Genomic DNA, 16,617 nt, shown 5'->3' with positions numbered 1-16,617 from the left:
TTCCTCCTGTCGAGTGGGGCGGGTGGTGGGCTGCCGGGGTCTGCTTGCCGGGTCTGCGAGGGTTCCGCTCACCGGCTCACTCACCTGGCTTGACCTGCTGTTTCTTGTTCGGCAGTTGCAGCAAGGTCCAGAACCTGCGGGGTGCTGGGCCTCACTGGTGGTGTCGGACTAGCTGACGGGGAGGACTTCCTTCGTCTCGATCTCGCCCCAGATGCGGCGGACTCGTTCCTCGCGGGCGGTGAAGCCGGCAGCGCGGAACTCCTTCTGTGCCTGCCGGTAGGAGCGGGGCGGCTCCATGCCGTACCGCAGCCATCGGAGGACCACTTCGAGCTGCTCGTCCGTCAGCGTCATGCCGGGCTGAGGCAGCTCGACCCCGGCCACGCCAGCGAGCTCTTCGAGGGTCATGGACCCTTCGGCGGGCGTTTGGACCATGTCCGTTTCGACCCCGGTCACGGGCGGGGTGGTCACGGGCTCGATTTCCGCCTTGGCCTGTGTGACCACGGTGTGACCACCCTGCTCGGCCGGGGTGTGTCCACCGGCCGTGACCGCGGGCCGGGACACGGCCAGGACGAGGTCGCGCTCGGTGAAGGCTCGGGCCTTCGTGCCGTGCTCTTTCTCCGACTTCACCAGCCGCGCCTCGGCTTCGGAACGCGCCTTGTTGATGCGCGCCTGGGCTTTGGTGAGCGTCTCGGCGCGAGCGATCTGCCGGTGCGTCTCAGCGAGGTGCCCGGCGGTCTCACCGAGCACGTCGGTCGTGGCTTCGGATCGCAGATGCCGGGCGCCAGCCGCGGCGAGGGCGCGCTCGTTCCGGTCGGCTGCGGACTGATCGGCGATCGCCGCCGCGGTCTCACCGTCGGCGAGGACGTTCCCGGCGAAGAGCCGGAGCCCCATGAACAGCGCGGCAGCGACCGGGACGAACGCGAACACCTGCGCATGGCCGAGGAACAGCAGCGTCGTCGTGGACACCCCGACCGCTACAGCCGACAGACCCAGCATGACGGCCATGCCGACGGTGGACCGCTGCCGGATCGCGACCTCCGACATGCGCAGAGCACCGATCCACAGAGCGTCGTACACGAGGGCGATCGACCAGGCGACTACCGTGCCGAGCTTGCCGTGAACGCCGAGGATGTTCCCCAGCTGCCCGCCCACGGTCACGGCAACCAGGACCAGCGAGGCCAGAGTCAGGAGCTTCTCGACGACGGCGAACACGTCCAGCCGCCGACGAAGCGCGAGGAGCCGATTCATGGCGCGTTCTCCGTTCACGCTGCGGCGGGCTGGTGGAGGCCGCGGATCTCGTCGAGAAGCCGGGCGGTGGGATTGGTGGTGGCCTGCTCGATGGCGTCGAACACGATCGAGATCGCGCGGTCGTAGTCGCCGGTGGCGCGGGCATCGCGGTACTCGGCGAGGTAGGCGATGACGGTCTGCTCGGGCATGGCGTTCTCCTGTTCGGGTGGTCAAACGGACGGGTGTGAGTGCTTAGGCGGTGTGGCCAGCGATGTGATCGGCCATCTGCTGGCGAAGCCACCCGGCCTCGGCGGCACTGACGCCGCGGAAGCGGATCACCAACGTGCAGTGAGGGCAGGACAGCCGCTCGAAGCCACCAACCGCATCGGAGACACGGGCAAGCAGCGCGCGGAAGTGATCGGCTTGAGACATGGCTGTGCCTTCCGTCGGTCAAGCGGATGGGATGGAGTGCCGGTCCGGGCGGGGCCGCGGGGGATGTGGGATCACCCGTCCGGACCGGCGGTCTAGAGGCGGCGTGCGCTGCGGGCGCAGTCCGCGAGATACCGGGCCCGCTCGGCAGCTTCACCAGCAGCCCGCGCGGACTCCTGCTTGCTGCGAGTCAGGGCGGCCAGCTGGGCGTGAGCCGCAGCCTTCGCCTCACGCCGGGTCACGACACGACCCGCAGGCGAGGGCGCGGGATGGACGGTCGACCTTCCAGCCGGGCCACGATCTCCACGACACGGGCGACGGTGATGTCGACGGCCAGGTCGAACGTCCCGTCCTTCGTCTGCACGATCACCCGCAGCTCGCGCGGACCGTCTTCGTAGCCACGGAGCGCGGCAGCCAGAACCACGCCAGCACTGGACGGGGTGTCGAAACGGCCGGCCATCACGCGGCCTTCGCGGGGCGACGGACGTAGGAGCTGGCCTCGTGGGCGGCGCGGTCGGCGTCGGACATCGGCGCCGCGATCAGCAGCGGGCCGGAGCCGCGCTTCATGCCGACGGCGATCAGGCGGCGAGAGGGGATGGGGGTCGGGGTGGACATCACGCGGCCTCCTTCTGAGACGGGGTGACCGCGCGGGCGGTCTTGAACTTGTCGATGGACTCGGCGGCGACCCGGAAGCGGGGACGGTCGCCAGTGCCGATGTCGATGGCGTCGAGGTGTCCGGCGTGGATGAGCTCGCGGACGTAGTTGGAGGTGGAGCCGATGAGGCTCGCGGCCTGTCCGGTGGTGAGGTAGCCGCTCGCGGGAGCAGCAGAAGTTGGCGTCATGTGGCGCTCCCATGCGGTCGGCTGGGCTGACCACTCCATAGAAGCAGATTGCTTTGATGCAATCAATCGCTCTATATCGATTGGCGCGGGATTCGGACACCAAAAAAGCCCCCGCCGTGACGGCGGGGGCTCAGATGTCGCAGGTCAGGCGGTGAACTGATGCCGGAAGATGTACCGCGTTGCGTCCAGAATCATTCGGTTGACGCTCACTACCCGGCCGGAGGCGTCCGACGCATACCGCACCACCTCGACCACTGGCGCGCCGACCGCGAGGCTGAGCTTCTTCGCCTCGGGCGGCAGCGCCGGGCGGAACTGAAAGTCTTCCTGGAAGTCGACAGGCTTGTGGCCGACCTCCTCGAGGCGCTTGTAGACGCCGCCGGGGCCGGTGTCCTCCTGAGTGATCCGCGTCCCGCGTGCAAGGTCTTCCGGGAAGTGCTCCGTCGAGTGCAGCACCAGCACTCCGTCGAGCCGGTAGCGCCGATCGCGCCGATAGACCAAGTCCCCCTCTTCCAGCTCCAGCGCGGCAGCGACGGCCGCGTCGGCCGGCAGGTGCTCAATGCTGACGTGCTCTGGCGTCAGGTCCCGGTCCTCGACGTCCACCTGCCAGATGGACTTACCCGCCCCCCACTGCTCAGCCTTCAGACGCTTTAGGCCGTTCCGGACGATTGGGCGCCACTCCTGCACTCGCCAGCCGGACCCGACCCGTGAGGCCAAGATGCCTTCATTCCTTAGCACCGCGAGGGCTTGGCGCATCGTGCCCTGCGCGATGCCATAGGACTCGGCAAGGTCCCTCTCGGAGGGGAGGCGCTCCCCGGGTGAATACTCTCCGCCGTCGATGCGCCTGCGCAGATCGTCGGCGATCTCCTTGTACTTCAGCGGTTCGCCGGACTTGCGCGGCACGTGACCTCCCTAGATGACTGACCTCTCCATAGCAAAGCTACCCGCTGTAGTGCACTGGCCGGGAGTCTGGTCCGCGCGGGTTACCGCAAGCGACTAGCCATGGATTGCTCTAGAGAGCTACGGTGCTCCGTAGTCGACGCATCACAGCGAGCGAATCGACAGCAGCACCGGCATGCCTGAAGGGAGAACCGCATGCCTGCTCACACGGGTCGTACCGCGCTCTACCGCATCCGCAACATCGAAGGGGACCTCCTCTACATCGGGATCAGCGAGCGCCCTGAGTATCGCTGGTTCAGCCACCGACGGCAGCACGCCTGGTGGTCGGAGGCGGCGAACTACTCGCTGGAGTGGCACGACGACCGCACGTCGGCTGAGGTTGCGGAAGCGGAGGCGATCAGAGATGAACGACCGCGCCACAACAGCACATACAACTACGCCGTGCCATTCGACCGCACGGCTTGGCAGCCCGTCGCAGGAGGCGTGAAGTATCGGCTTCTCGCGGAACGCATCCGTGCCGAGATTCGAAGCGGCCGGTGGTCAGTCGGGCACCGCATCCCGTCATTCGAGGTTCTCATGGAGGCCGCATCCGTCAGCAGAACCGTGGTTCAGACGGCCGTGGGCAACCTGCGCTCGGAGGGCGTTCTCGATTGGCGTCCCGGCGACGGCACCTACGTCACGAGCATCCCCCAGTAACGCGAACGGCCGGGCGCTGGAACGCCCGGCCTGTTCTACCAGCGGATTGCCGTCCGCTGATCAGTGATCCATCTAGAGTGAAGGAATCAGCATGACCACTGTACTTCCTGAGCGCCCGGTCGTCTCTACTGAGGTCGGCGCCGACGCATCCCGGACGTGGTCGTTCATCGCGTACCCGTCGGGCGAGCTGTTGACCGTCACCTGCATGGAGGGCTGCACGTCGGACCACAGTCAGGACATCGAGACGCCGACGCACCCGGATGACATCTGGTGCCAGACGACGAGCCGTGACGTGACTCTGCCGGTCAACGAGCACGGCACTCCGGAGGAGGTCAACGTCTTGTCGTGGACGCTGAACGTCAGGCCTTTTGACAAGAACGTGGCTGCCCGCCTGCCGCACGTCTGTGTGGAGCTGATGCAGGACTGCTGGATCGAGGACCTCGACCCGGACGCGTTCGAGCATGTCATCGGCGTACTGGAGGCTCGGGTGACGGCGATGCGGAAGGCGCACGCCCAGCTGGTGCGTACTCGCCAGGCGTACCGCACCGCGCGCTGACCCACACGCAAAGAGACCGCCCCACCCAGATCGGGTGGGGCGGCTTTGTCTATGCGGCGTGCTTGTTTGGGTTGGGACCGTATTGGCTGTCGAGGAATCCGATCTCGGTCTTGCCGTACTCGGTGTCGCAGTCGGGGCAGGTGGCACGTTCCGTGTTGATGGTGACGCGCATGACGCCGCCGCAGTCCGTGGTGTCGCAGTAGACCTCGAAGCGCTTGGGTGGCGGGGTGCCGGTGTCGATGCTGGAGAGTTGCCCGTGGAGGCTGCCGATCTTCTTGAGATCGTCGGCGATCTCGTCGTAGTTCTCGCAGGCCCAGCGCACGTTGTTACTCAGGAATGTGGTGGCGCCGTCGATGTCTGACGGGTGGCGGGATGCGCCCATGGACCAGGCGAGGGCGGCGCGCCAGGAGTCTTCGATGGCCTGGAGTTGGGTGACGACGCCGCCGTTCACGGTCAGGCTCAGCACGCCGATCTTCACTGGTGCGGGGGCATCTCGGTTCGGACTGCCTATGACGCCAATGCCGCTGCCCTTGATGAGGGCGCTGGTCTGGTCGATGCGGCGGAAGAGTGCGGGGAGCGCGCGGAGTTGATCGAAGGCGGTGCGCTCGCAGCGGCAGCAGGCGCGGCGGCCGGCTGCGATCTCGTCGTCCCAGAGGTTGGCTCGGCACTTGGCGCAGGCGGTGGTCACGGCGTTCTCCGTTCGGGCGGTGCGGGCGGGGCAGGGTTAGGCGGAGGGCGGCCAGGCGCCGAGTTCGTCGCGGAGTCGGTGGAGTCGCTCCTGTGTCCAGCAGCGGCCTTCGAAGGGCTTGACGGCTGCTCGCACGATTTCGTCGTGGGACTGGTAGGCGGCCACGAGGAGGCGGAGTACGTCGGACTGTGCCCACACGGTGTCTCCGTGGCGGCAGGTGAGCTTGGCGGGCTGGTGTCGGGAGGCGGGGCAGCCTGCTTCGACGAGGGGGTATGAGTAGCGGCCGATGAGGAGGTCGCAGGCTGGGTGTCCCTCGACGCCTTCGGTGATGTGCTGGGTGGCGTCTTCGGGGGTGCGGTATTCGCCGTGGAGTACGGCTGGGTCGTGGGAGAGGCAGAGGATTCGGTAGGTGCTGCTCACGACGGCTCCTTGTCGGCGCGCGGCTGTACGGCCCGCTGGTGGGCTTCGGCACAGGCCGAGCGGCTCAGGTGCCAGACGGTGTGGACGGTGCTACCGGGCACGGCTCCGGGCCGGATTTCGGCGATGGAGTTGGCGTCCCGCATGCGTTTCCGGCAGTGGTGGCAGCGGGTGTTCCAGTAGTCGCGGGGCCCGGCGAGGGCCCGGAGGTAGCGGATGTGCCGGTCCTGACGCTGAACGGTTCCGATGTACATGCCGACGAGGGCGGCGACGAGGAGACCGTGGACGAGGTCGGTCACGGCTGCTCCTGCGGGTTGAGGGCGCGGCGGATGTGTCCGATGGCGGCGAGGTAGGCGCCGTCGAAGTCCGGGCTGGTCGGGTTAGCGCGGACCGCCGCTTCGATCCGGTCGCACTCAGCGCGCACGCGTTCGAGTCGGCGGTGGCCTGTTTCGGCGCGGCGGTACAGCAGTCCGTACAGTTCGAGCGCGGCTTCGGCTTCCTCCGCCCGTTCGAAAGCTTCGGCGATGGCGGGCACCCGCAGGACAGCGTCGGCGAGGGCGTGGGCTTCGTCGTCGTCGACGGGTCCTTGGCCTGCGCCCATGACGAGGTTGCTGTAGTCGATGTCGACGGTCCGGACCGCCGTCGCGATCTGGTCGCGGACGTCGGCCGGGGGCGGGGCTGGGGTATCGCCGCAGTGCTCGGCGGGTTGGGTCATTTCGGTTCCTTTCGAGTGACGTTGGTGTCGACGGGCGCTGTCGAGGCTCTGAGCGCCCCGTAGAGGGCCCGGCGGGGCTGGGGCCGCTTCGGGCATTTGCGGGCCGCAGACGGGCGCACAGCCACGCCCACGGCCCTGTTGCGGGCTCACGCGGCTGCGGCTTTCGCTTCGCGGCGGGCTCGGCGTCTCTCCGCCCGGTACGCCCGCTCGCCCTCGGGGCAGCCCTTCGTGCACGCCCAAGGGTCTTCGCCGCGGCGGACGTGGGCCATGTAGCCGGGGTGGTCGCCGTGGCGTTGCGGCTGGCCGTCGAGGATCCCGGCCCGGCAGGCGAGGAACACCGCGTGTGCAATCGACTTGGCGCCGAGCTTGTCGAGGAGCCTGTGGGCGTACACGCGGACGGTGACCTCGGCGATCCCCCACTCGCTGGCAAGCTTCCGGTAGGCGATGCCGTCAGCAGCAGCGCGGAGGATGTCCCGCTCACGGGCGGACAGCGGCACGGTCACAGCTCCTCCAGGACGTCGTTGATGGGCTGGTAGGGGTCGAAGCGGCGGGCCGATGCTGTGGCGGGTCGGGCGTAGCCGTGCCACGGGTCCGACTCGAATCCGGACGGGCGCCGGGTGGGCGGGCCGTGGAGGTCGAGGTGCGCGCGCTCGGCCTCCATCGCCGCGAGTTGCCTGTCGAGCTCGGCGTCATCCGGCCACAAACACGGGCCCGCATCCCACAGGGCGGTCACGGGGCGGCCTCCCAGAGAGTCCGCGGTATGTGCTCGGCGCCGTGCTGCTCACGCGGCCGTGAGGGGCAGCTCCAGCCGGACCGCGGCGGGCGCTGGGCGAGCACGCGCCAGCCAGCTGCGCGGAGGCTCGCGCCGGGCTCGCCGCCCTGCGTGTAGGTGATCAGCCGCGTGTACCCGAGGGCCTTAGCTGCCCTCCACGCTGCGCCGTACAGCAGGCTGTTCGCGTTCCGGGTGCCGTCGGTGGCGGTGCGCGTGACTTCGAGGGTCCGGCCGTCGTCGAGGTGGCGGGCGACGGGCCGGCCGACGATCGCAACTCCGCGAAGGGTCCCCTCGTCGTCGGCGGCGCCAACCGCGAAGATCATGCCGACGGGCGGCGGGTTGTGCCGGTGCCACATCGCAACGAAGGCAGCAGCGTCGCGGAATCGGACCGGCACGAGGTGGAGCGGCATCAGGGCTGCCCCCCTTCGCCCATGGCCAGCGCGTCGGCGACGGTGTAGCCGTTGACGGTGACGTGGGGTGCCTGTTCCTTCGCGAGCTTCAGTGCGGTCTCGAGGTCGAAGCGGTGGGCGTTGAGCCAGTCGTCGCCGCGGTCGTACTCCTTGACGCCGAAGTCCCATGTGCCGTCGTCGCCGAGGCATGAGCCGTGGCGGATGACGGCGTACCTGCCGGCGCCCCGGTACTGGACCCGGATCTCGAAGCCGTGGGCGTTGATGTCGCCCTCGGGGATGCAGTTGACGGTGTACTCGACGGCCTGGACGGCGGGCTCGGGTGTGTGGGTCATGGTCGTCTCCTCTACGGTGGTGGTGCGGCCACGCCCCGACTGAGCCTCGGGACGTGGCCGTCCGGCGGTTACGGGGCAGGGGTGGCGAAGTGGGCCCGCCAACATGACTTGCAGTTGCGGTCCCCGCAGGGCTCGTTGTTCGCGTGAGCGGTCACGATCCGCTCCAGCTCCTCGCGGATCTCGGAGTTGTTCATGAGGCCCGTTGCCAGCCAGAAGGCGAACTTCCAGCTGTCGACGTGCGGGTTGAGCTCTTGGGCGATGAGATGCCGGAGACGGTCATCAGCGGGCGGGTACGACATCGGGTCTCCTTCGGGTTGGGGCGGGAGGGGCTAGGCGGCGGCACCGGATCGGCAGGCCCACGGCCCGCAGCCGTCGGGATTGCCCAGCTCAAGCTCGGCGTCGGCGATCTGCCCAAAGATGTCGGTCTGCCGGGACTTCCACTCGTGGCTGGTGACGCGGCCGATGGGGGCCTCATCGAGCGGGACGCGGGAGGCATGGAGGTATTCGCGAATCCCGTCGGCGCGCGGTATGGCGCGCAGGGCGTGGTCGAAGGCGACGGCGTCAGCCCACTCGGCGGGCCGCTCGTCGCGCATCTCGCGCCACTCGCGGTTGCCGCGGAAAGGGCAGCCGACGCATGCGGACCTGGGGGTCGACTCCCAGCCGTGGGCCTTCAGGTAGCGGCGGCAGTCGGCCCGGGTCCAGCCCTGCCGTCCGTCGGCGGCGCCCTCGAGGCTGAGGAGCGGGAAGACGGACCGCAGGTAGCGCAGGCCAGAGTCTTTGACCCGCCCGAGCTCGTCGCGGGAGAACCCGACCTGCTGCTCGGCGTGCACGTCGGCGGGGATGCTCATGGGGTGCGGGTAGCCGAGGAGTTCCCGCACCTTCTTCTTGATGGGCCGGATCTTGTACTCGGGGGTGCACTGCCGCTGCCCCATGCCGTGCTGGGTGCCGCGGCCCTTACAGCGTGGGCAGACGCCGGTGTAGTCGGTGTACTCCTTGCCGTCGATCTCGGCGGTCAGGTTGAACACTGACCCGAGGGTTCCGCGTGGGATGCAGACCTGGCAGGGGCCGATGGTGAAGGTCGGCATGGACACGAACTTGTGTGCCGGGTCGAGGGCGTCGGCGCGGATGTCGCCGACCGTGACGCGCAGGATCGGAATCCCGGCCGGCTGGGCAATCTCCCGCTCGATCCGGTCGAGATGGGCGTAGACGGCAGCAGGCTCCCAGCCGGTGTCCGCGAAGATCGCGACATCGGGCCTGGGGATACGACCCTCAGCGGCGAGGAAGAACAGGGTGGTGGACTGTACCCCCGCTCCAAGGCTCAGGGTGCGGAAGGCGGGCTGGGCACTCACTGCGTCTCCTTCTGGCACTCGTTGCACGGCGGCGGGTGTGGGGCTGGTCGTGGCGGTGCCGCACGGGCGGGCGGGGCCGGTCACGCGGCTTCCTTGAGCGCGGCGAGGAGCCGGGCTTGGTTGGCGGCTTGCTGTGCGGGTGAGGTGGGCATCCGGTCGGGCCGGTAGTCGTGGACTTGTCCGGTGGGGAAGGCTTCGGCGAGCTGCCGGCCGATGAAGCGGGACGGCGGGAGGCTGAGGGCTCGGCGCGTCTCCCACGCGGTGGAGCGTCCGCAGCCGAGGCGGCGGGCGATGGACGCGTCGGTGTGGCCCTCGTGGATCAGGGCGGCGATGTCGGCACGGAACTTCATGACCCGGCCTCCGCCCGCTTGGTCGCCTCAGCGATTCCGTCGAGGGCGACCTTGTCGGCTTCCTGCCGGGCGATGTGCCGGGCGTTGTTCTGCACCATCTGTGCAAACGCGGCGCCCGCTGCGTTGTCCTGCGGGTCGCCGGGGTCGCTCTCCTCGCGCTGTTTCTCGGCGCTCCAGCAGCGGGTGCAGAGCAGCGGCTGCCTATCGCGGGCGCACCATTCGCAGGTGATTCCGGTGAGGTGGAAGTCGTGGTCCGGCTCGTACAGGAACAGCGGGCGCTGCTGCTTGCAGTGGTCGCAGCGGGCTTCGAGCGGCTGAGTGTTCATGCGGCGACTTCCTCGGCTTCCTGGTAGCGGCGGGCGTGGACGGTGGTGCGGGCGCGGCCTTCGTCGTGGCAGGCGATGGTGGGTTCGACTTGGCACTGGGGGCAGCAGGCCGTGGCGCGGGCCCAGTCGGAGATCCGCTGCGGGTGCGGCTGGGCCAGGTCGACCCCGCGGGACGGGACGACGCACGGCTTGTGCGCGGCAGCCCCGCAGTGCGGGCAAGGCACGGACCGGGCCGGGTGCTGGCCAGCGCGCACGAAGTGGCGGATGGAGTCGGGCATCGGGGCACCGGAATGGCGGGTCATGAGGCTTCCTCCTGGTCGGATTCGGTGAGGGCGTTGAGCCGGGCGGCAGATGCGGCTCGGCGGCGCTCGATCTCTTCGGGGGACTCGAGCTCGGCCGGGCCGCCAGTAGCCACCCGAGCTCGGGCAGCGTGGGGTTTGCGGAGTTCACGTCGCTTGCCGCCGATTTCCACCCGGCACGGCCGGCCTATGGCCGCCCGGCAGACCGGGCACTCGACGCCGAGCGGGCCAGGGCGGCGAACCTCGACGACTTCCGGCGGCTCTTCCTCGCCGGGCTCCTTGGGAACTCGGCGCCCAACCCCTTCGAGGACACGGGCCAGGTCTTCGCTCGGTCCGCCAGCAATCGCCGGGCGCTCGGTCAGGGCGGGCCGGTCTCCGCTGGCGACTTCGCCGATCTGGCCGCGGAGCCGGGCGAGGTAGTTCGGGTCTCGCTCGCCAGGCGGGGGTTCGTACACGAAGTTCGCCAGCCGCTCGTTGCGGATCTTGCGGGCGATGCTGATGACGTCGGGGGTGGTGACACGTCGCCGGGCCTCGGGCTCGAGGCCGGCCATCTCAACGGCGTAGAAGCGGGTAAGGGCAGCGGTGGCGTCCTGGAAGGCAATGCCTGCAGCGTTCAGGTCGGCATGCCAGGCAAGGACGTCGGCGTCTCCGACGGTGCGCTGGTCGCGGGCTGCGGCCAGACCGAGGAGTCGGCCGGCTTCTTCGTAGCTGATCACTGGGTCTCCTGGTTCTGGGCGTCGGCAAGGGCCTGGAGGCGGCGGCCGGTCTCGATGGCCTGCTGGGTGCGGAGGTCGGATGTGGCGGGGCGCTGGAGTCCTGGTTGCAGCCGGACGACGTTGCTGCCGAGAGCGGCTGGCGACAGGTCGTCGCCTGCCTGCTGTGGTGCTTCGGGCTCGAGGGACTCCCAGTCGGCTAGCCAGGCGCTGGCCTTGCCGGGGGCGCCGCGGTACCTGGCGTTGCTGAGGGCCATGGCGACCATGGCGTCGACGCCGACGCGCTCCCGGACTTGGCGGGCGCGTTCGATCTGGGAGGCCTGGAGGTTCCAGCTGACGCCGGCGATGCCGGCTGCTGCGATGGCCCGCTTCAGGTCGCCGAGGGTGTCCCAGGAACGGATGTCCGATTCGGCCTCGCGCGCTGCTGCAGCAGAGGAAGTTCCGAAGGAACTTCCTGGCAAAGGCGTGGTAGTGGCATGGGTATGTGTGACACCGTCAGCAGGCGTGCGGTGTGACAGACCCCCCTGACCTGCGTTGGAGCCTGAAAAATGGGGGTCTTTTCGAGGAGGATTCGTCTTCGATTCGTCTTCGAATCGATCCGCTTTCGCAGAGGATTCGTCGGCCATTCCGGAGCCTTTTCTTGCGGCGCGGCTCTTCGCGGCCCGCTCTGCGGCGGCCGTCTTGTTCGCCTCGTGCTGGGAGCGGGTGGTGTTCCGGCCGCCCTCGAAGAAGTCATGGATGACGTAGTCGCCAGGGTTCGGCTGAGGGCAGCGGACGCATTCGTGGCCGTGCTCGTGCCAGAGGCCCGTCTTCACGAGCTTGGCGGCCTGCGGGGCGGTGCCGTACAGCTGGGCGACGACGCCGGACACGATGCCCTCGGTGAGGTGCTGGGCGGAGTAGGAGCCGCACCGGAGCCAGAGACCGAGCGCAGCGTTCCCGGCCCGCATGAACTTCGGGTGGGAGTGCGCCTTGTCGTCGATCTTGAACCAGGGCATCGGGGCTTCCTTCTGGCGGTACGGATGAGGCTGGCTAGTTCGCGTCGTCAGCGAACCGAGCTGGCGGTGGCGGTGCTGGCTGCGGGAAGCGATCGGGCTGCGCGAGGAGCTGCGCGAGTTCGTGGATGAACTCGCGTGACGCGTCCCGGAAGAGCCGGGCCGCCGCCGCTTCTGCTGACCCATGCAGCGGGAGTGACGTGTTGGCCGGCCCGCGAACGAACTGCTTGTTGTAGCGAGGCTTTTCGTTGCGGATGGCGGCCTTCTCCGCGACCTGGATGTCCTTGTAGGACGGGTAGAAGGACACGGCCACGTATTTGGCGAGCGGCCACCACTCGGACTGCTTGCGGTGCTGGTCCCACCGTGAGGCGCAGCCGCTGGTGAGGCCTATGTACAACGGCTGCAGGTCGCTGTCGTAGAAGCGGTAGACGTAGTGGAACTTGTGCGATCCAGGCCACTCTGGGCGCTTGGCCTCCGGGGCGAGGAAGCGCTTCGTCGGCGCAGCGCGGTCGAGTGCCCGGAGCGGAAAGTGTGTGACTCTCAGGGTCATGAGTGTGAGAATACCGTTCGCGGTTGAGATTCGCGACCACGCTGCGCGTACACGTGGCGCGACCACAGAGAGTTGTGCAACCATGTGCTGCATGGACACCCTCGACATGGAGATTCAGGCCGCAGCGAAGAAGCGCACCAAGGCCGAAGAAGCCTTCAAGCGTGCCGACGAAGAGCTGCGTGTCCTCCTGGTGAAGGGGCGCGCCGAGGGCAAGGGCCCGTCGCATATGGCGAAGCTGACCGGCTTCACCCGCGAGTGGGTTGCGAAGATCGCGCCCCAGCCGAAGTCCTGACATCTCCCCTCCTCCTGCCCCGCCTTGTGGCGGGGCTTTGTCGTGCGTTCAGGCGGCGGTGTCGAGCTGTTCGGGGTGGCGGATGAGCGCTTGCTGTAGGTGCTGGCGCGTGACGCGGAGGCGCTCGGCGGTCTGTTCGTAGTCGGCGCCGAGTCGCATGAGTTCGCGGGCGTCGGTGGCGAGGTCGGCTTCTCGGGCGCTGGCTGTGGCGCGGGCGGCGAAGAGGGCTTTGCTGCGGTCGCGGCCGGGGAGGTGTGCGTGGTCGGCGAGCCAGTCGTCGTGGGCTTGCTGGCAGCGCCCGCACATGGGGAGCTGCTGGTTGCGGTGGACCCAGTAGCCGCGGTCGGTGCCGCAGTAGCCGGTCCACTCGGGGTGCGCGTTCGGGTCGTCGATCGTGTCGTCGTCCCAGACGGGAGGGCCTTCCCAGTTGTCGGCCACTGCGGCGTTGCGGCAGCGGGCGGCGACCCATCCGGTGACGCCGTATCGTTCGGCGGTTCCTGCTGATGCCCAGGCGTAGAAGTCGCGGACGGCTCGGGCGAGGCGTGCCGTGACTTGCTGGCTGTAGCGGGCGCGCTCGAGCGTCGAGACGGTGACGATGTCGATGTGCTTGTGGATGGCCTTGACGGGCCAGCCGATGGCGGCGAGGGCGCGCAGTCGGCGGCGGGTGCCGGTGGCATCGATGACGGCTCGGTCGACGTAGTCGTCGAGGGTGGGCCAGTAGCCGAGGAGGGTTTCGGCTGTTTCGGGCCGGATCTTTTCAGCGGGTGGGAAGTTGGTGTCGCCGTAGATGAGGTAGTCGAGGGTGCCGAGGGGGACACCGGCGGCGGTGGCGAGGTTGGGGAGGCTCATGCCGGTGGTGCGGATGGCGAGGACGTGTTCGCGAACGGGGTGCGCCTGGACGAATGGCTGCCACTGGCCGTAGCTGATGAGGCGGCGCCGGCGTCGCATCCATCGGGTTTTGGCGTCGCGGAGCGCCTGGTCGGTGGTCACTTGTCCCCTCCGGTCGGGTAGAGGTTGGTGATGCGGCGGGCGTAGTCGTCGAGCTGGGCGTCGAGCTCGGGGTGCTGGGTGTGCTGTTCGAGGAACCGCTCGAGGCGGACGGCTTCGACGTCGGCCCATACCTGGTCGTGTGTGCGGGTGGGCCGGTCCCAGGTGAGGGCGGCGTACAGGGAGACGGCGGCCCACAGTGCGGCGCACACGGCGAAGAAGACGAGGACGGAGATCATGCGGCCCTCCGCTGCTTGCGTGCGGCGCGGCGCTGCTCGGCTATGACGAGGCCCTTGACACTCATCCGCCAGACCGCGATCGGATGCCCGTGGGTGGCAGGGCTGGTGGAGGGCACGTACTTGCCGGTGTGTTCGATGATTCCGGCCTGTCGGAGTCCGTTGATGACGGCGCCGAGGAAGCCGTGGGCGAGGTCTGGGAGGACTTCCCTTAGCTGGTTGCAGGACCATTCGTCGTGCTGAAGGCCGAAGTGGTAGACGGCTTGTTCGACGAGGAAGCGGTCCCAGTCGGACGTGCTGGCGATGTCGGTGAGGAGCATGTCCTTGTCGGCGGCGGCGAGACGCTCGGCCGGTGTGAGGCGACGGGTCATGACGGTCTCCGATCGGGGTGGTTCACTGAGGGGGTGGGGCCGCTCCCGATTTGGGCGAGAGCGGCCCCGAGTCGTGCGGACTATGAGGCGCGCTTGGTGCCGGGCTGGGCGACGTTCTGGCCGGCCCATGGGTCGTCGTCCGGCGGTGCCTGCTTCTTCGCCCTGTCGGCGTTGCTCTTGATCTCGGCGGCGGTGATGCGGGCTTGCGGGAACTCGTCGTCGACGGCGATCTCGCGGCGCTGGATCGACTTGTGGGTGATGAGGAGCTGGGCGATGTCGGCGCCGGTCCACTGGTCCCGCTTGCGGCCGAGCTTCTGCTCGAGTCGTTCGGCGGTGACGCCGAGCCCAGCGAAGACCTGGATGGCTCCGTCGATGCGGTCGGTCAGCGGCTTGCCGTCGCCCTTGTTCAGCGTTTCCCGGCAGAGCTCTTCGGCTTCCTCGATGAACCAGTCCGGGATCGTCGCGAAGATCGCTTCACGGAGTCGGCGGGCACCGTTGTTGGCGTTGTTCTCGTAGATGTCCCGCAGGTCTTCGAGGGCTTTGACCTTGCCGCCGGCGAACTTGGCGTGGGGGACGATGAACGTGAGGACGTGCCGGGTGTTCGCTTCGACGTCCCAGGCCCAGGCCTGCATCTCGGACTGGCGGTACTCGTCGTCGCGGCGCATCTCGGTGACGCCGTACTGGATGTTGCCCCAGGTCTGGGCGAGCATCTTGGCGAGGTGGATGGAGGATCCTTCAACGGCACCCCCAGCTCGGGGGAAGCGGTAGAAGGCCTTGTTGGCGAGGGCGAGGGATCCGCACGCGGACTGCATGGCGTTGCGGGAGCGGCTGATCTCGCGGGGGAACTGGCGGGCCACGTAGATGGCGGCCTGGACTTCGGCGACGGCGCGGGACTGTTCGACAGCAGTGCCCTGGCCGACGCGGTCGGGGCCTTGGGCGGCGGGCATCTGGGCGGGGAAGTTCACAGGTAGATCTCCTTGTCGCGGTTTTCTGCGTAGCCGGGGAGGGCGAGGTAGTTGGGCTCGTCGTCGGCGTAGCCGGGCCAGTGGCCGGTGGTGGTGCAGTCGGCGAAGGTGTTGATCGCGGCGCGGTTCTTGGCGCCGCCGATCAGGCGGGAGCCGAACTCGATGCCGATGACGTTGACGAGGTACGGCGGCTTCTTCTCTTGGGCGATGAGGAGGAGTTCGGCGTCGTCGCCGCCGAGGCCGAGCGCGCGGGCGGCGTCCTCGTACCAGTCGGCCTGCTGGTTGTAGCCGTACTTCTCGATGTCCTTCTGCATGGCGTCGTTGCTGGCGTCGGTGGTGGTCTTGTAGTCGGGGATGATCAGGCGGCCGTTCTGGATGGACGGGAGCCAGTCGAATCGGACGCGGCGCCGGATACCGGTGGGCGGATCGATCCAGAACCCGGACTGCTCGGGCGCCCCATAGGCGGGGTCGAGGAGAGCGGCAGCAAGCGGGTGCTGGCGGATCGCCGCGGCCATGGCCTGGACCATGTCCATCTCGTGCTGCTTGAGGGGGATGCCGTCGTCGGCTCGTATGGCGGCGACCTCGGCGCGGATGGCGTCGGTGTTCCACTTGTCGGCGTCGACGACGACGAGCTCGGGACCGTTGCCGAGGACGAGCTTGTGGGCGGCGTTGCCGTAGTCGAAGATCTTGGTGGCGGGCTGGGGGTGGTCCTGCTCGTACCGAAATTTGGCGGGGCAGGACGGGGGCAGGAGCTTGCGGGCACCGGACGAGGAGAGGCTCGACTTGTCGGCGTGGTACGCCTCGTTGCTGAGGTCGTCATGCATCCCGAGCGCCGGCGCCTCTACCTCGACGGCGGCGGTCATTGGCCGCCGTCCGTCTCGTCGGCGCAGTCTTCGCAGAGGCCGCTGCGCCTGTCGAAGGGCCCGTTCTCGTCGCCGCAGCGATCGCACGTCAGGGGCGCCATCAGAAGGGGACGCTCTCTGTGCGGCGGAACCAGAGCGGGATGCGAACCACGGGGGTCGGGTCCCAGCAGTGGCAGTAGTCGTACTCGGGTCCGAATGCGGTCTCCTCGGTGACCGCGCCATGGCCGTCGCAGTCGGGGCACTTCGGGTCGGGGAGGCGAGTGATGTAGAGCGCGCGCTGGTGCCACTCGAAGTGCCACCGGCGGATGCGGATGTTCATGTGCGTGTCCTTGGGTGTGATGCC

At 68.7% G+C, this 16,617-nt stretch carries 32 protein-coding genes; 3 read left to right on the top strand and 29 right to left on the bottom strand.

All coding sequences use genetic code 11. The annotated features are described in order from the left end of the window. Positions 1-168: 168 nt before the first annotated feature. The 7 genes from ACFV6V_RS02050 to ACFV6V_RS02020 form a co-directional block, all read right to left on the bottom strand. Positions 169-1,248 carry a hypothetical protein gene (locus tag ACFV6V_RS02050; protein WP_385557676.1) on the bottom strand — a complete coding sequence of 360 codons (1,080 nt, stop codon included), beginning with the start codon at positions 1,246-1,248 and terminating at the stop codon, positions 169-171. 14 nt (positions 1,249-1,262) lie between these two features. Beyond that, positions 1,263-1,436, bottom strand: coding sequence for a hypothetical protein (locus ACFV6V_RS02045; protein WP_385557673.1), 174 nt, complete (start codon positions 1,434-1,436; stop codon positions 1,263-1,265). Positions 1,437-1,479: 43 nt separating this feature from the next. After that, entirely contained in the window at positions 1,480-1,659 is a 180-nt protein-coding gene (locus tag ACFV6V_RS02040; protein WP_385557670.1) for a hypothetical protein, read from the bottom strand. A gap of 235 nt (positions 1,660-1,894) precedes the next feature. Continuing rightward, on the bottom strand, positions 1,895-2,080 hold the full coding sequence (locus tag ACFV6V_RS02035) for a hypothetical protein (protein ID WP_385557667.1): 186 nt from the start codon (positions 2,078-2,080) through the stop codon (positions 1,895-1,897). Positions 2,081-2,115: 35 nt separating this feature from the next. Next, on the bottom strand, positions 2,116-2,271 hold the full coding sequence (locus tag ACFV6V_RS02030; RefSeq protein WP_385557665.1) for a hypothetical protein: 156 nt from the start codon (positions 2,269-2,271) through the stop codon (positions 2,116-2,118). Then, positions 2,271-2,498 carry an excisionase family DNA-binding protein gene (locus ACFV6V_RS02025; protein WP_385557662.1) on the bottom strand — a complete coding sequence of 76 codons (228 nt, stop codon included), beginning with the start codon at positions 2,496-2,498 and terminating at the stop codon, positions 2,271-2,273. The genes ACFV6V_RS02030 and ACFV6V_RS02025 overlap by 1 nt, the downstream gene beginning before the upstream one ends. Positions 2,499-2,642: 144 nt before the next feature. After that, positions 2,643-3,398: a GntR family transcriptional regulator gene (locus ACFV6V_RS02020; protein ID WP_385557659.1), complete on the bottom strand. Its 756-nt coding sequence runs from the start codon at positions 3,396-3,398 to the stop codon at positions 2,643-2,645. A 192-nt stretch (positions 3,399-3,590) separates the two neighbouring features. Between ACFV6V_RS02020 and ACFV6V_RS02015 the strand changes: the two genes are divergently transcribed. Together ACFV6V_RS02015 and ACFV6V_RS02010 are read left to right on the top strand one after the other, a co-directional pair. Then, positions 3,591-4,091 carry a GntR family transcriptional regulator gene (locus ACFV6V_RS02015; RefSeq protein ID WP_385557656.1) on the top strand — a complete coding sequence of 167 codons (501 nt, stop codon included), beginning with the start codon at positions 3,591-3,593 and terminating at the stop codon, positions 4,089-4,091. Positions 4,092-4,182: 91 nt separating this feature from the next. Next, positions 4,183-4,647 carry a DUF6907 domain-containing protein gene (locus tag ACFV6V_RS02010; protein WP_385557653.1) on the top strand — a complete coding sequence of 155 codons (465 nt, stop codon included), beginning with the start codon at positions 4,183-4,185 and terminating at the stop codon, positions 4,645-4,647. Positions 4,648-4,696: 49 nt separating this feature from the next. Here ACFV6V_RS02010 and ACFV6V_RS02005 read toward each other — a convergent pair whose 3' ends face one another. The 16 genes from ACFV6V_RS02005 to ACFV6V_RS01930 form a co-directional block, all read right to left on the bottom strand. Continuing rightward, on the bottom strand, positions 4,697-5,335 hold the full coding sequence (locus tag ACFV6V_RS02005; protein WP_385557650.1) for a hypothetical protein: 639 nt from the start codon (positions 5,333-5,335) through the stop codon (positions 4,697-4,699). A gap of 36 nt (positions 5,336-5,371) precedes the next feature. Beyond that, on the bottom strand, positions 5,372-5,755 hold the full coding sequence (locus tag ACFV6V_RS02000; protein WP_385557648.1) for a hypothetical protein: 384 nt from the start codon (positions 5,753-5,755) through the stop codon (positions 5,372-5,374). Then, positions 5,752-6,051 carry a hypothetical protein gene (locus tag ACFV6V_RS01995; RefSeq protein ID WP_385557645.1) on the bottom strand — a complete coding sequence of 100 codons (300 nt, stop codon included), beginning with the start codon at positions 6,049-6,051 and terminating at the stop codon, positions 5,752-5,754. The genes ACFV6V_RS02000 and ACFV6V_RS01995 overlap by 4 nt, the downstream gene beginning before the upstream one ends. Then, positions 6,048-6,467, bottom strand: a complete 420-nt coding sequence (locus ACFV6V_RS01990; protein ID WP_385557643.1) for a hypothetical protein — start codon at positions 6,465-6,467, stop codon at positions 6,048-6,050. The genes ACFV6V_RS01995 and ACFV6V_RS01990 overlap by 4 nt, the downstream gene beginning before the upstream one ends. Before the next feature lie 146 nt (positions 6,468-6,613). Beyond that, a complete protein-coding gene (locus ACFV6V_RS01985; RefSeq protein ID WP_385557640.1) occupies positions 6,614-6,964 on the bottom strand; it encodes a helix-turn-helix transcriptional regulator in 351 nt (116 codons plus the stop codon). Between the two features lie 2 nt (positions 6,965-6,966). Beyond that, a complete protein-coding gene (locus tag ACFV6V_RS01980; protein ID WP_385557638.1) occupies positions 6,967-7,200 on the bottom strand; it encodes a hypothetical protein in 234 nt (77 codons plus the stop codon). Then, positions 7,197-7,649 carry an XF1762 family protein gene (locus ACFV6V_RS01975; protein ID WP_385557635.1) on the bottom strand — a complete coding sequence of 151 codons (453 nt, stop codon included), beginning with the start codon at positions 7,647-7,649 and terminating at the stop codon, positions 7,197-7,199. Before ACFV6V_RS01975 ends, ACFV6V_RS01980 begins: the two co-directional genes overlap by 4 nt. Then, positions 7,649-7,981, bottom strand: coding sequence for a hypothetical protein (locus ACFV6V_RS01970; protein WP_385557632.1), 333 nt, complete (start codon positions 7,979-7,981; stop codon positions 7,649-7,651). Before ACFV6V_RS01970 ends, ACFV6V_RS01975 begins: the two co-directional genes overlap by 1 nt. 68 nt (positions 7,982-8,049) lie before the next feature. Continuing rightward, on the bottom strand, positions 8,050-8,280 hold the full coding sequence (locus tag ACFV6V_RS01965; protein ID WP_385557629.1) for a hypothetical protein: 231 nt from the start codon (positions 8,278-8,280) through the stop codon (positions 8,050-8,052). A 30-nt stretch (positions 8,281-8,310) separates the two neighbouring features. Continuing rightward, entirely contained in the window at positions 8,311-9,330 is a 1,020-nt protein-coding gene (locus tag ACFV6V_RS01960; protein ID WP_385557626.1) for a hypothetical protein, read from the bottom strand. Between the two features lie 80 nt (positions 9,331-9,410). Next, complete coding sequence (locus ACFV6V_RS01955; protein WP_385557623.1) at positions 9,411-9,680, bottom strand: helix-turn-helix domain-containing protein; 270 nt, start codon at positions 9,678-9,680, stop codon at positions 9,411-9,413. Further along, entirely contained in the window at positions 9,677-10,006 is a 330-nt protein-coding gene (locus ACFV6V_RS01950) for a hypothetical protein (RefSeq protein WP_385557620.1), read from the bottom strand. Before ACFV6V_RS01950 ends, ACFV6V_RS01955 begins: the two co-directional genes overlap by 4 nt. Next, positions 10,003-10,308, bottom strand: a complete 306-nt coding sequence (locus ACFV6V_RS01945; RefSeq protein ID WP_385557617.1) for a hypothetical protein — start codon at positions 10,306-10,308, stop codon at positions 10,003-10,005. Before ACFV6V_RS01945 ends, ACFV6V_RS01950 begins: the two co-directional genes overlap by 4 nt. Then, positions 10,305-11,021: a hypothetical protein gene (locus ACFV6V_RS01940; RefSeq protein WP_385557614.1), complete on the bottom strand. Its 717-nt coding sequence runs from the start codon at positions 11,019-11,021 to the stop codon at positions 10,305-10,307. Before ACFV6V_RS01940 ends, ACFV6V_RS01945 begins: the two co-directional genes overlap by 4 nt. Then, the gene (locus ACFV6V_RS01935; RefSeq protein WP_385557612.1) at positions 11,018-12,013 is read right to left on the bottom strand and encodes a hypothetical protein; all 996 of its coding nucleotides are present in this window, start codon (positions 12,011-12,013) and stop codon (positions 11,018-11,020) included. The genes ACFV6V_RS01940 and ACFV6V_RS01935 overlap by 4 nt, the downstream gene beginning before the upstream one ends. A gap of 34 nt (positions 12,014-12,047) precedes the next feature. After that, the gene (locus ACFV6V_RS01930; protein WP_385557609.1) at positions 12,048-12,560 is read right to left on the bottom strand and encodes a GIY-YIG nuclease family protein; all 513 of its coding nucleotides are present in this window, start codon (positions 12,558-12,560) and stop codon (positions 12,048-12,050) included. Positions 12,561-12,651: 91 nt separating this feature from the next. On the opposite strand from ACFV6V_RS01930, the gene ACFV6V_RS01925 reads away from it, so the two are divergent. Further along, entirely contained in the window at positions 12,652-12,852 is a 201-nt protein-coding gene (locus tag ACFV6V_RS01925) for a hypothetical protein (protein ID WP_385557606.1), read from the top strand. Between the two features lie 48 nt (positions 12,853-12,900). Here ACFV6V_RS01925 and ACFV6V_RS01920 read toward each other — a convergent pair whose 3' ends face one another. The 6 genes from ACFV6V_RS01920 to ACFV6V_RS01895 form a co-directional block, all read right to left on the bottom strand. Next, positions 12,901-13,842: a hypothetical protein gene (locus ACFV6V_RS01920; protein ID WP_385557603.1), complete on the bottom strand. Its 942-nt coding sequence runs from the start codon at positions 13,840-13,842 to the stop codon at positions 12,901-12,903. Next, positions 13,839-14,078: a hypothetical protein gene (locus ACFV6V_RS01915; protein WP_385557600.1), complete on the bottom strand. Its 240-nt coding sequence runs from the start codon at positions 14,076-14,078 to the stop codon at positions 13,839-13,841. Before ACFV6V_RS01915 ends, ACFV6V_RS01920 begins: the two co-directional genes overlap by 4 nt. After that, positions 14,075-14,446, bottom strand: a complete 372-nt coding sequence (locus ACFV6V_RS01910) for a hypothetical protein (protein ID WP_385557598.1) — start codon at positions 14,444-14,446, stop codon at positions 14,075-14,077. Before ACFV6V_RS01910 ends, ACFV6V_RS01915 begins: the two co-directional genes overlap by 4 nt. An 80-nt stretch (positions 14,447-14,526) precedes the next feature. Beyond that, a complete protein-coding gene (locus ACFV6V_RS01905) occupies positions 14,527-15,411 on the bottom strand; it encodes a hypothetical protein (protein WP_385557596.1) in 885 nt (294 codons plus the stop codon). Further along, positions 15,408-16,274, bottom strand: coding sequence for a PD-(D/E)XK nuclease-like domain-containing protein (locus ACFV6V_RS01900; RefSeq protein ID WP_385557593.1), 867 nt, complete (start codon positions 16,272-16,274; stop codon positions 15,408-15,410). The genes ACFV6V_RS01905 and ACFV6V_RS01900 overlap by 4 nt, the downstream gene beginning before the upstream one ends. Positions 16,275-16,374: 100 nt before the next feature. Beyond that, on the bottom strand, positions 16,375-16,593 hold the full coding sequence (locus ACFV6V_RS01895) for a hypothetical protein (protein ID WP_385557590.1): 219 nt from the start codon (positions 16,591-16,593) through the stop codon (positions 16,375-16,377). Positions 16,594-16,617: the final 24 nt, after the last annotated feature.

The sequence above is a fragment of the Streptomyces sp. NPDC059828 genome (assembly GCF_042731955.1).
GTDB lineage: Bacteria > Actinomycetota > Actinomycetes > Streptomycetales > Streptomycetaceae > Streptomyces.
The sequence above is the reverse complement of the archived record's forward strand: the minus strand, read 5'-3'. Positions and strand labels throughout refer to the sequence as shown.

What these genes read in the sequence shown, in the direction of transcription:
- ACFV6V_RS02050 (WP_385557676.1), bottom strand. Translation starts at nt 1,248, where the DNA reads ATGAATCGGCTCCTCGCGCTTCGTCGGCGGCTGGACGTGTTCGCCGTC.
- ACFV6V_RS02045 (WP_385557673.1), bottom strand. Translation starts at nt 1,436, where the DNA reads ATGCCCGAGCAGACCGTCATCGCCTACCTCGCCGAGTACCGCGATGCC.
- ACFV6V_RS02040 (WP_385557670.1), bottom strand. Translation starts at nt 1,659, where the DNA reads ATGTCTCAAGCCGATCACTTCCGCGCGCTGCTTGCCCGTGTCTCCGAT.
- ACFV6V_RS02030 (WP_385557665.1), bottom strand. Translation starts at nt 2,271, where the DNA reads ATGTCCACCCCGACCCCCATCCCCTCTCGCCGCCTGATCGCCGTCGGC.
- ACFV6V_RS02025 (WP_385557662.1), bottom strand. Translation starts at nt 2,498, where the DNA reads ATGACGCCAACTTCTGCTGCTCCCGCGAGCGGCTACCTCACCACCGGA.
- ACFV6V_RS02015 (WP_385557656.1), top strand. Translation starts at nt 3,591, where the DNA reads ATGCCTGCTCACACGGGTCGTACCGCGCTCTACCGCATCCGCAACATC.
- ACFV6V_RS02010 (WP_385557653.1), top strand. Translation starts at nt 4,183, where the DNA reads ATGACCACTGTACTTCCTGAGCGCCCGGTCGTCTCTACTGAGGTCGGC.
- ACFV6V_RS01990 (WP_385557643.1), bottom strand. Translation starts at nt 6,467, where the DNA reads ATGACCCAACCCGCCGAGCACTGCGGCGATACCCCAGCCCCGCCCCCG.
- ACFV6V_RS01975 (WP_385557635.1), bottom strand. Translation starts at nt 7,649, where the DNA reads ATGCCGCTCCACCTCGTGCCGGTCCGATTCCGCGACGCTGCTGCCTTC.
- ACFV6V_RS01970 (WP_385557632.1), bottom strand. Translation starts at nt 7,981, where the DNA reads ATGACCCACACACCCGAGCCCGCCGTCCAGGCCGTCGAGTACACCGTC.
- ACFV6V_RS01965 (WP_385557629.1), bottom strand. Translation starts at nt 8,280, where the DNA reads ATGTCGTACCCGCCCGCTGATGACCGTCTCCGGCATCTCATCGCCCAA.
- ACFV6V_RS01955 (WP_385557623.1), bottom strand. Translation starts at nt 9,680, where the DNA reads ATGAAGTTCCGTGCCGACATCGCCGCCCTGATCCACGAGGGCCACACC.
- ACFV6V_RS01950 (WP_385557620.1), bottom strand. Translation starts at nt 10,006, where the DNA reads ATGAACACTCAGCCGCTCGAAGCCCGCTGCGACCACTGCAAGCAGCAG.
- ACFV6V_RS01945 (WP_385557617.1), bottom strand. Translation starts at nt 10,308, where the DNA reads ATGACCCGCCATTCCGGTGCCCCGATGCCCGACTCCATCCGCCACTTC.
- ACFV6V_RS01935 (WP_385557612.1), bottom strand. Translation starts at nt 12,013, where the DNA reads ATGCCCTGGTTCAAGATCGACGACAAGGCGCACTCCCACCCGAAGTTC.
- ACFV6V_RS01930 (WP_385557609.1), bottom strand. Translation starts at nt 12,560, where the DNA reads ATGACCCTGAGAGTCACACACTTTCCGCTCCGGGCACTCGACCGCGCT.
- ACFV6V_RS01925 (WP_385557606.1), top strand. Translation starts at nt 12,652, where the DNA reads ATGGACACCCTCGACATGGAGATTCAGGCCGCAGCGAAGAAGCGCACC.
- ACFV6V_RS01915 (WP_385557600.1), bottom strand. Translation starts at nt 14,078, where the DNA reads ATGATCTCCGTCCTCGTCTTCTTCGCCGTGTGCGCCGCACTGTGGGCC.
- ACFV6V_RS01910 (WP_385557598.1), bottom strand. Translation starts at nt 14,446, where the DNA reads ATGACCCGTCGCCTCACACCGGCCGAGCGTCTCGCCGCCGCCGACAAG.
- ACFV6V_RS01900 (WP_385557593.1), bottom strand. Translation starts at nt 16,274, where the DNA reads ATGACCGCCGCCGTCGAGGTAGAGGCGCCGGCGCTCGGGATGCATGAC.
- ACFV6V_RS01895 (WP_385557590.1), bottom strand. Translation starts at nt 16,593, where the DNA reads ATGAACATCCGCATCCGCCGGTGGCACTTCGAGTGGCACCAGCGCGCG.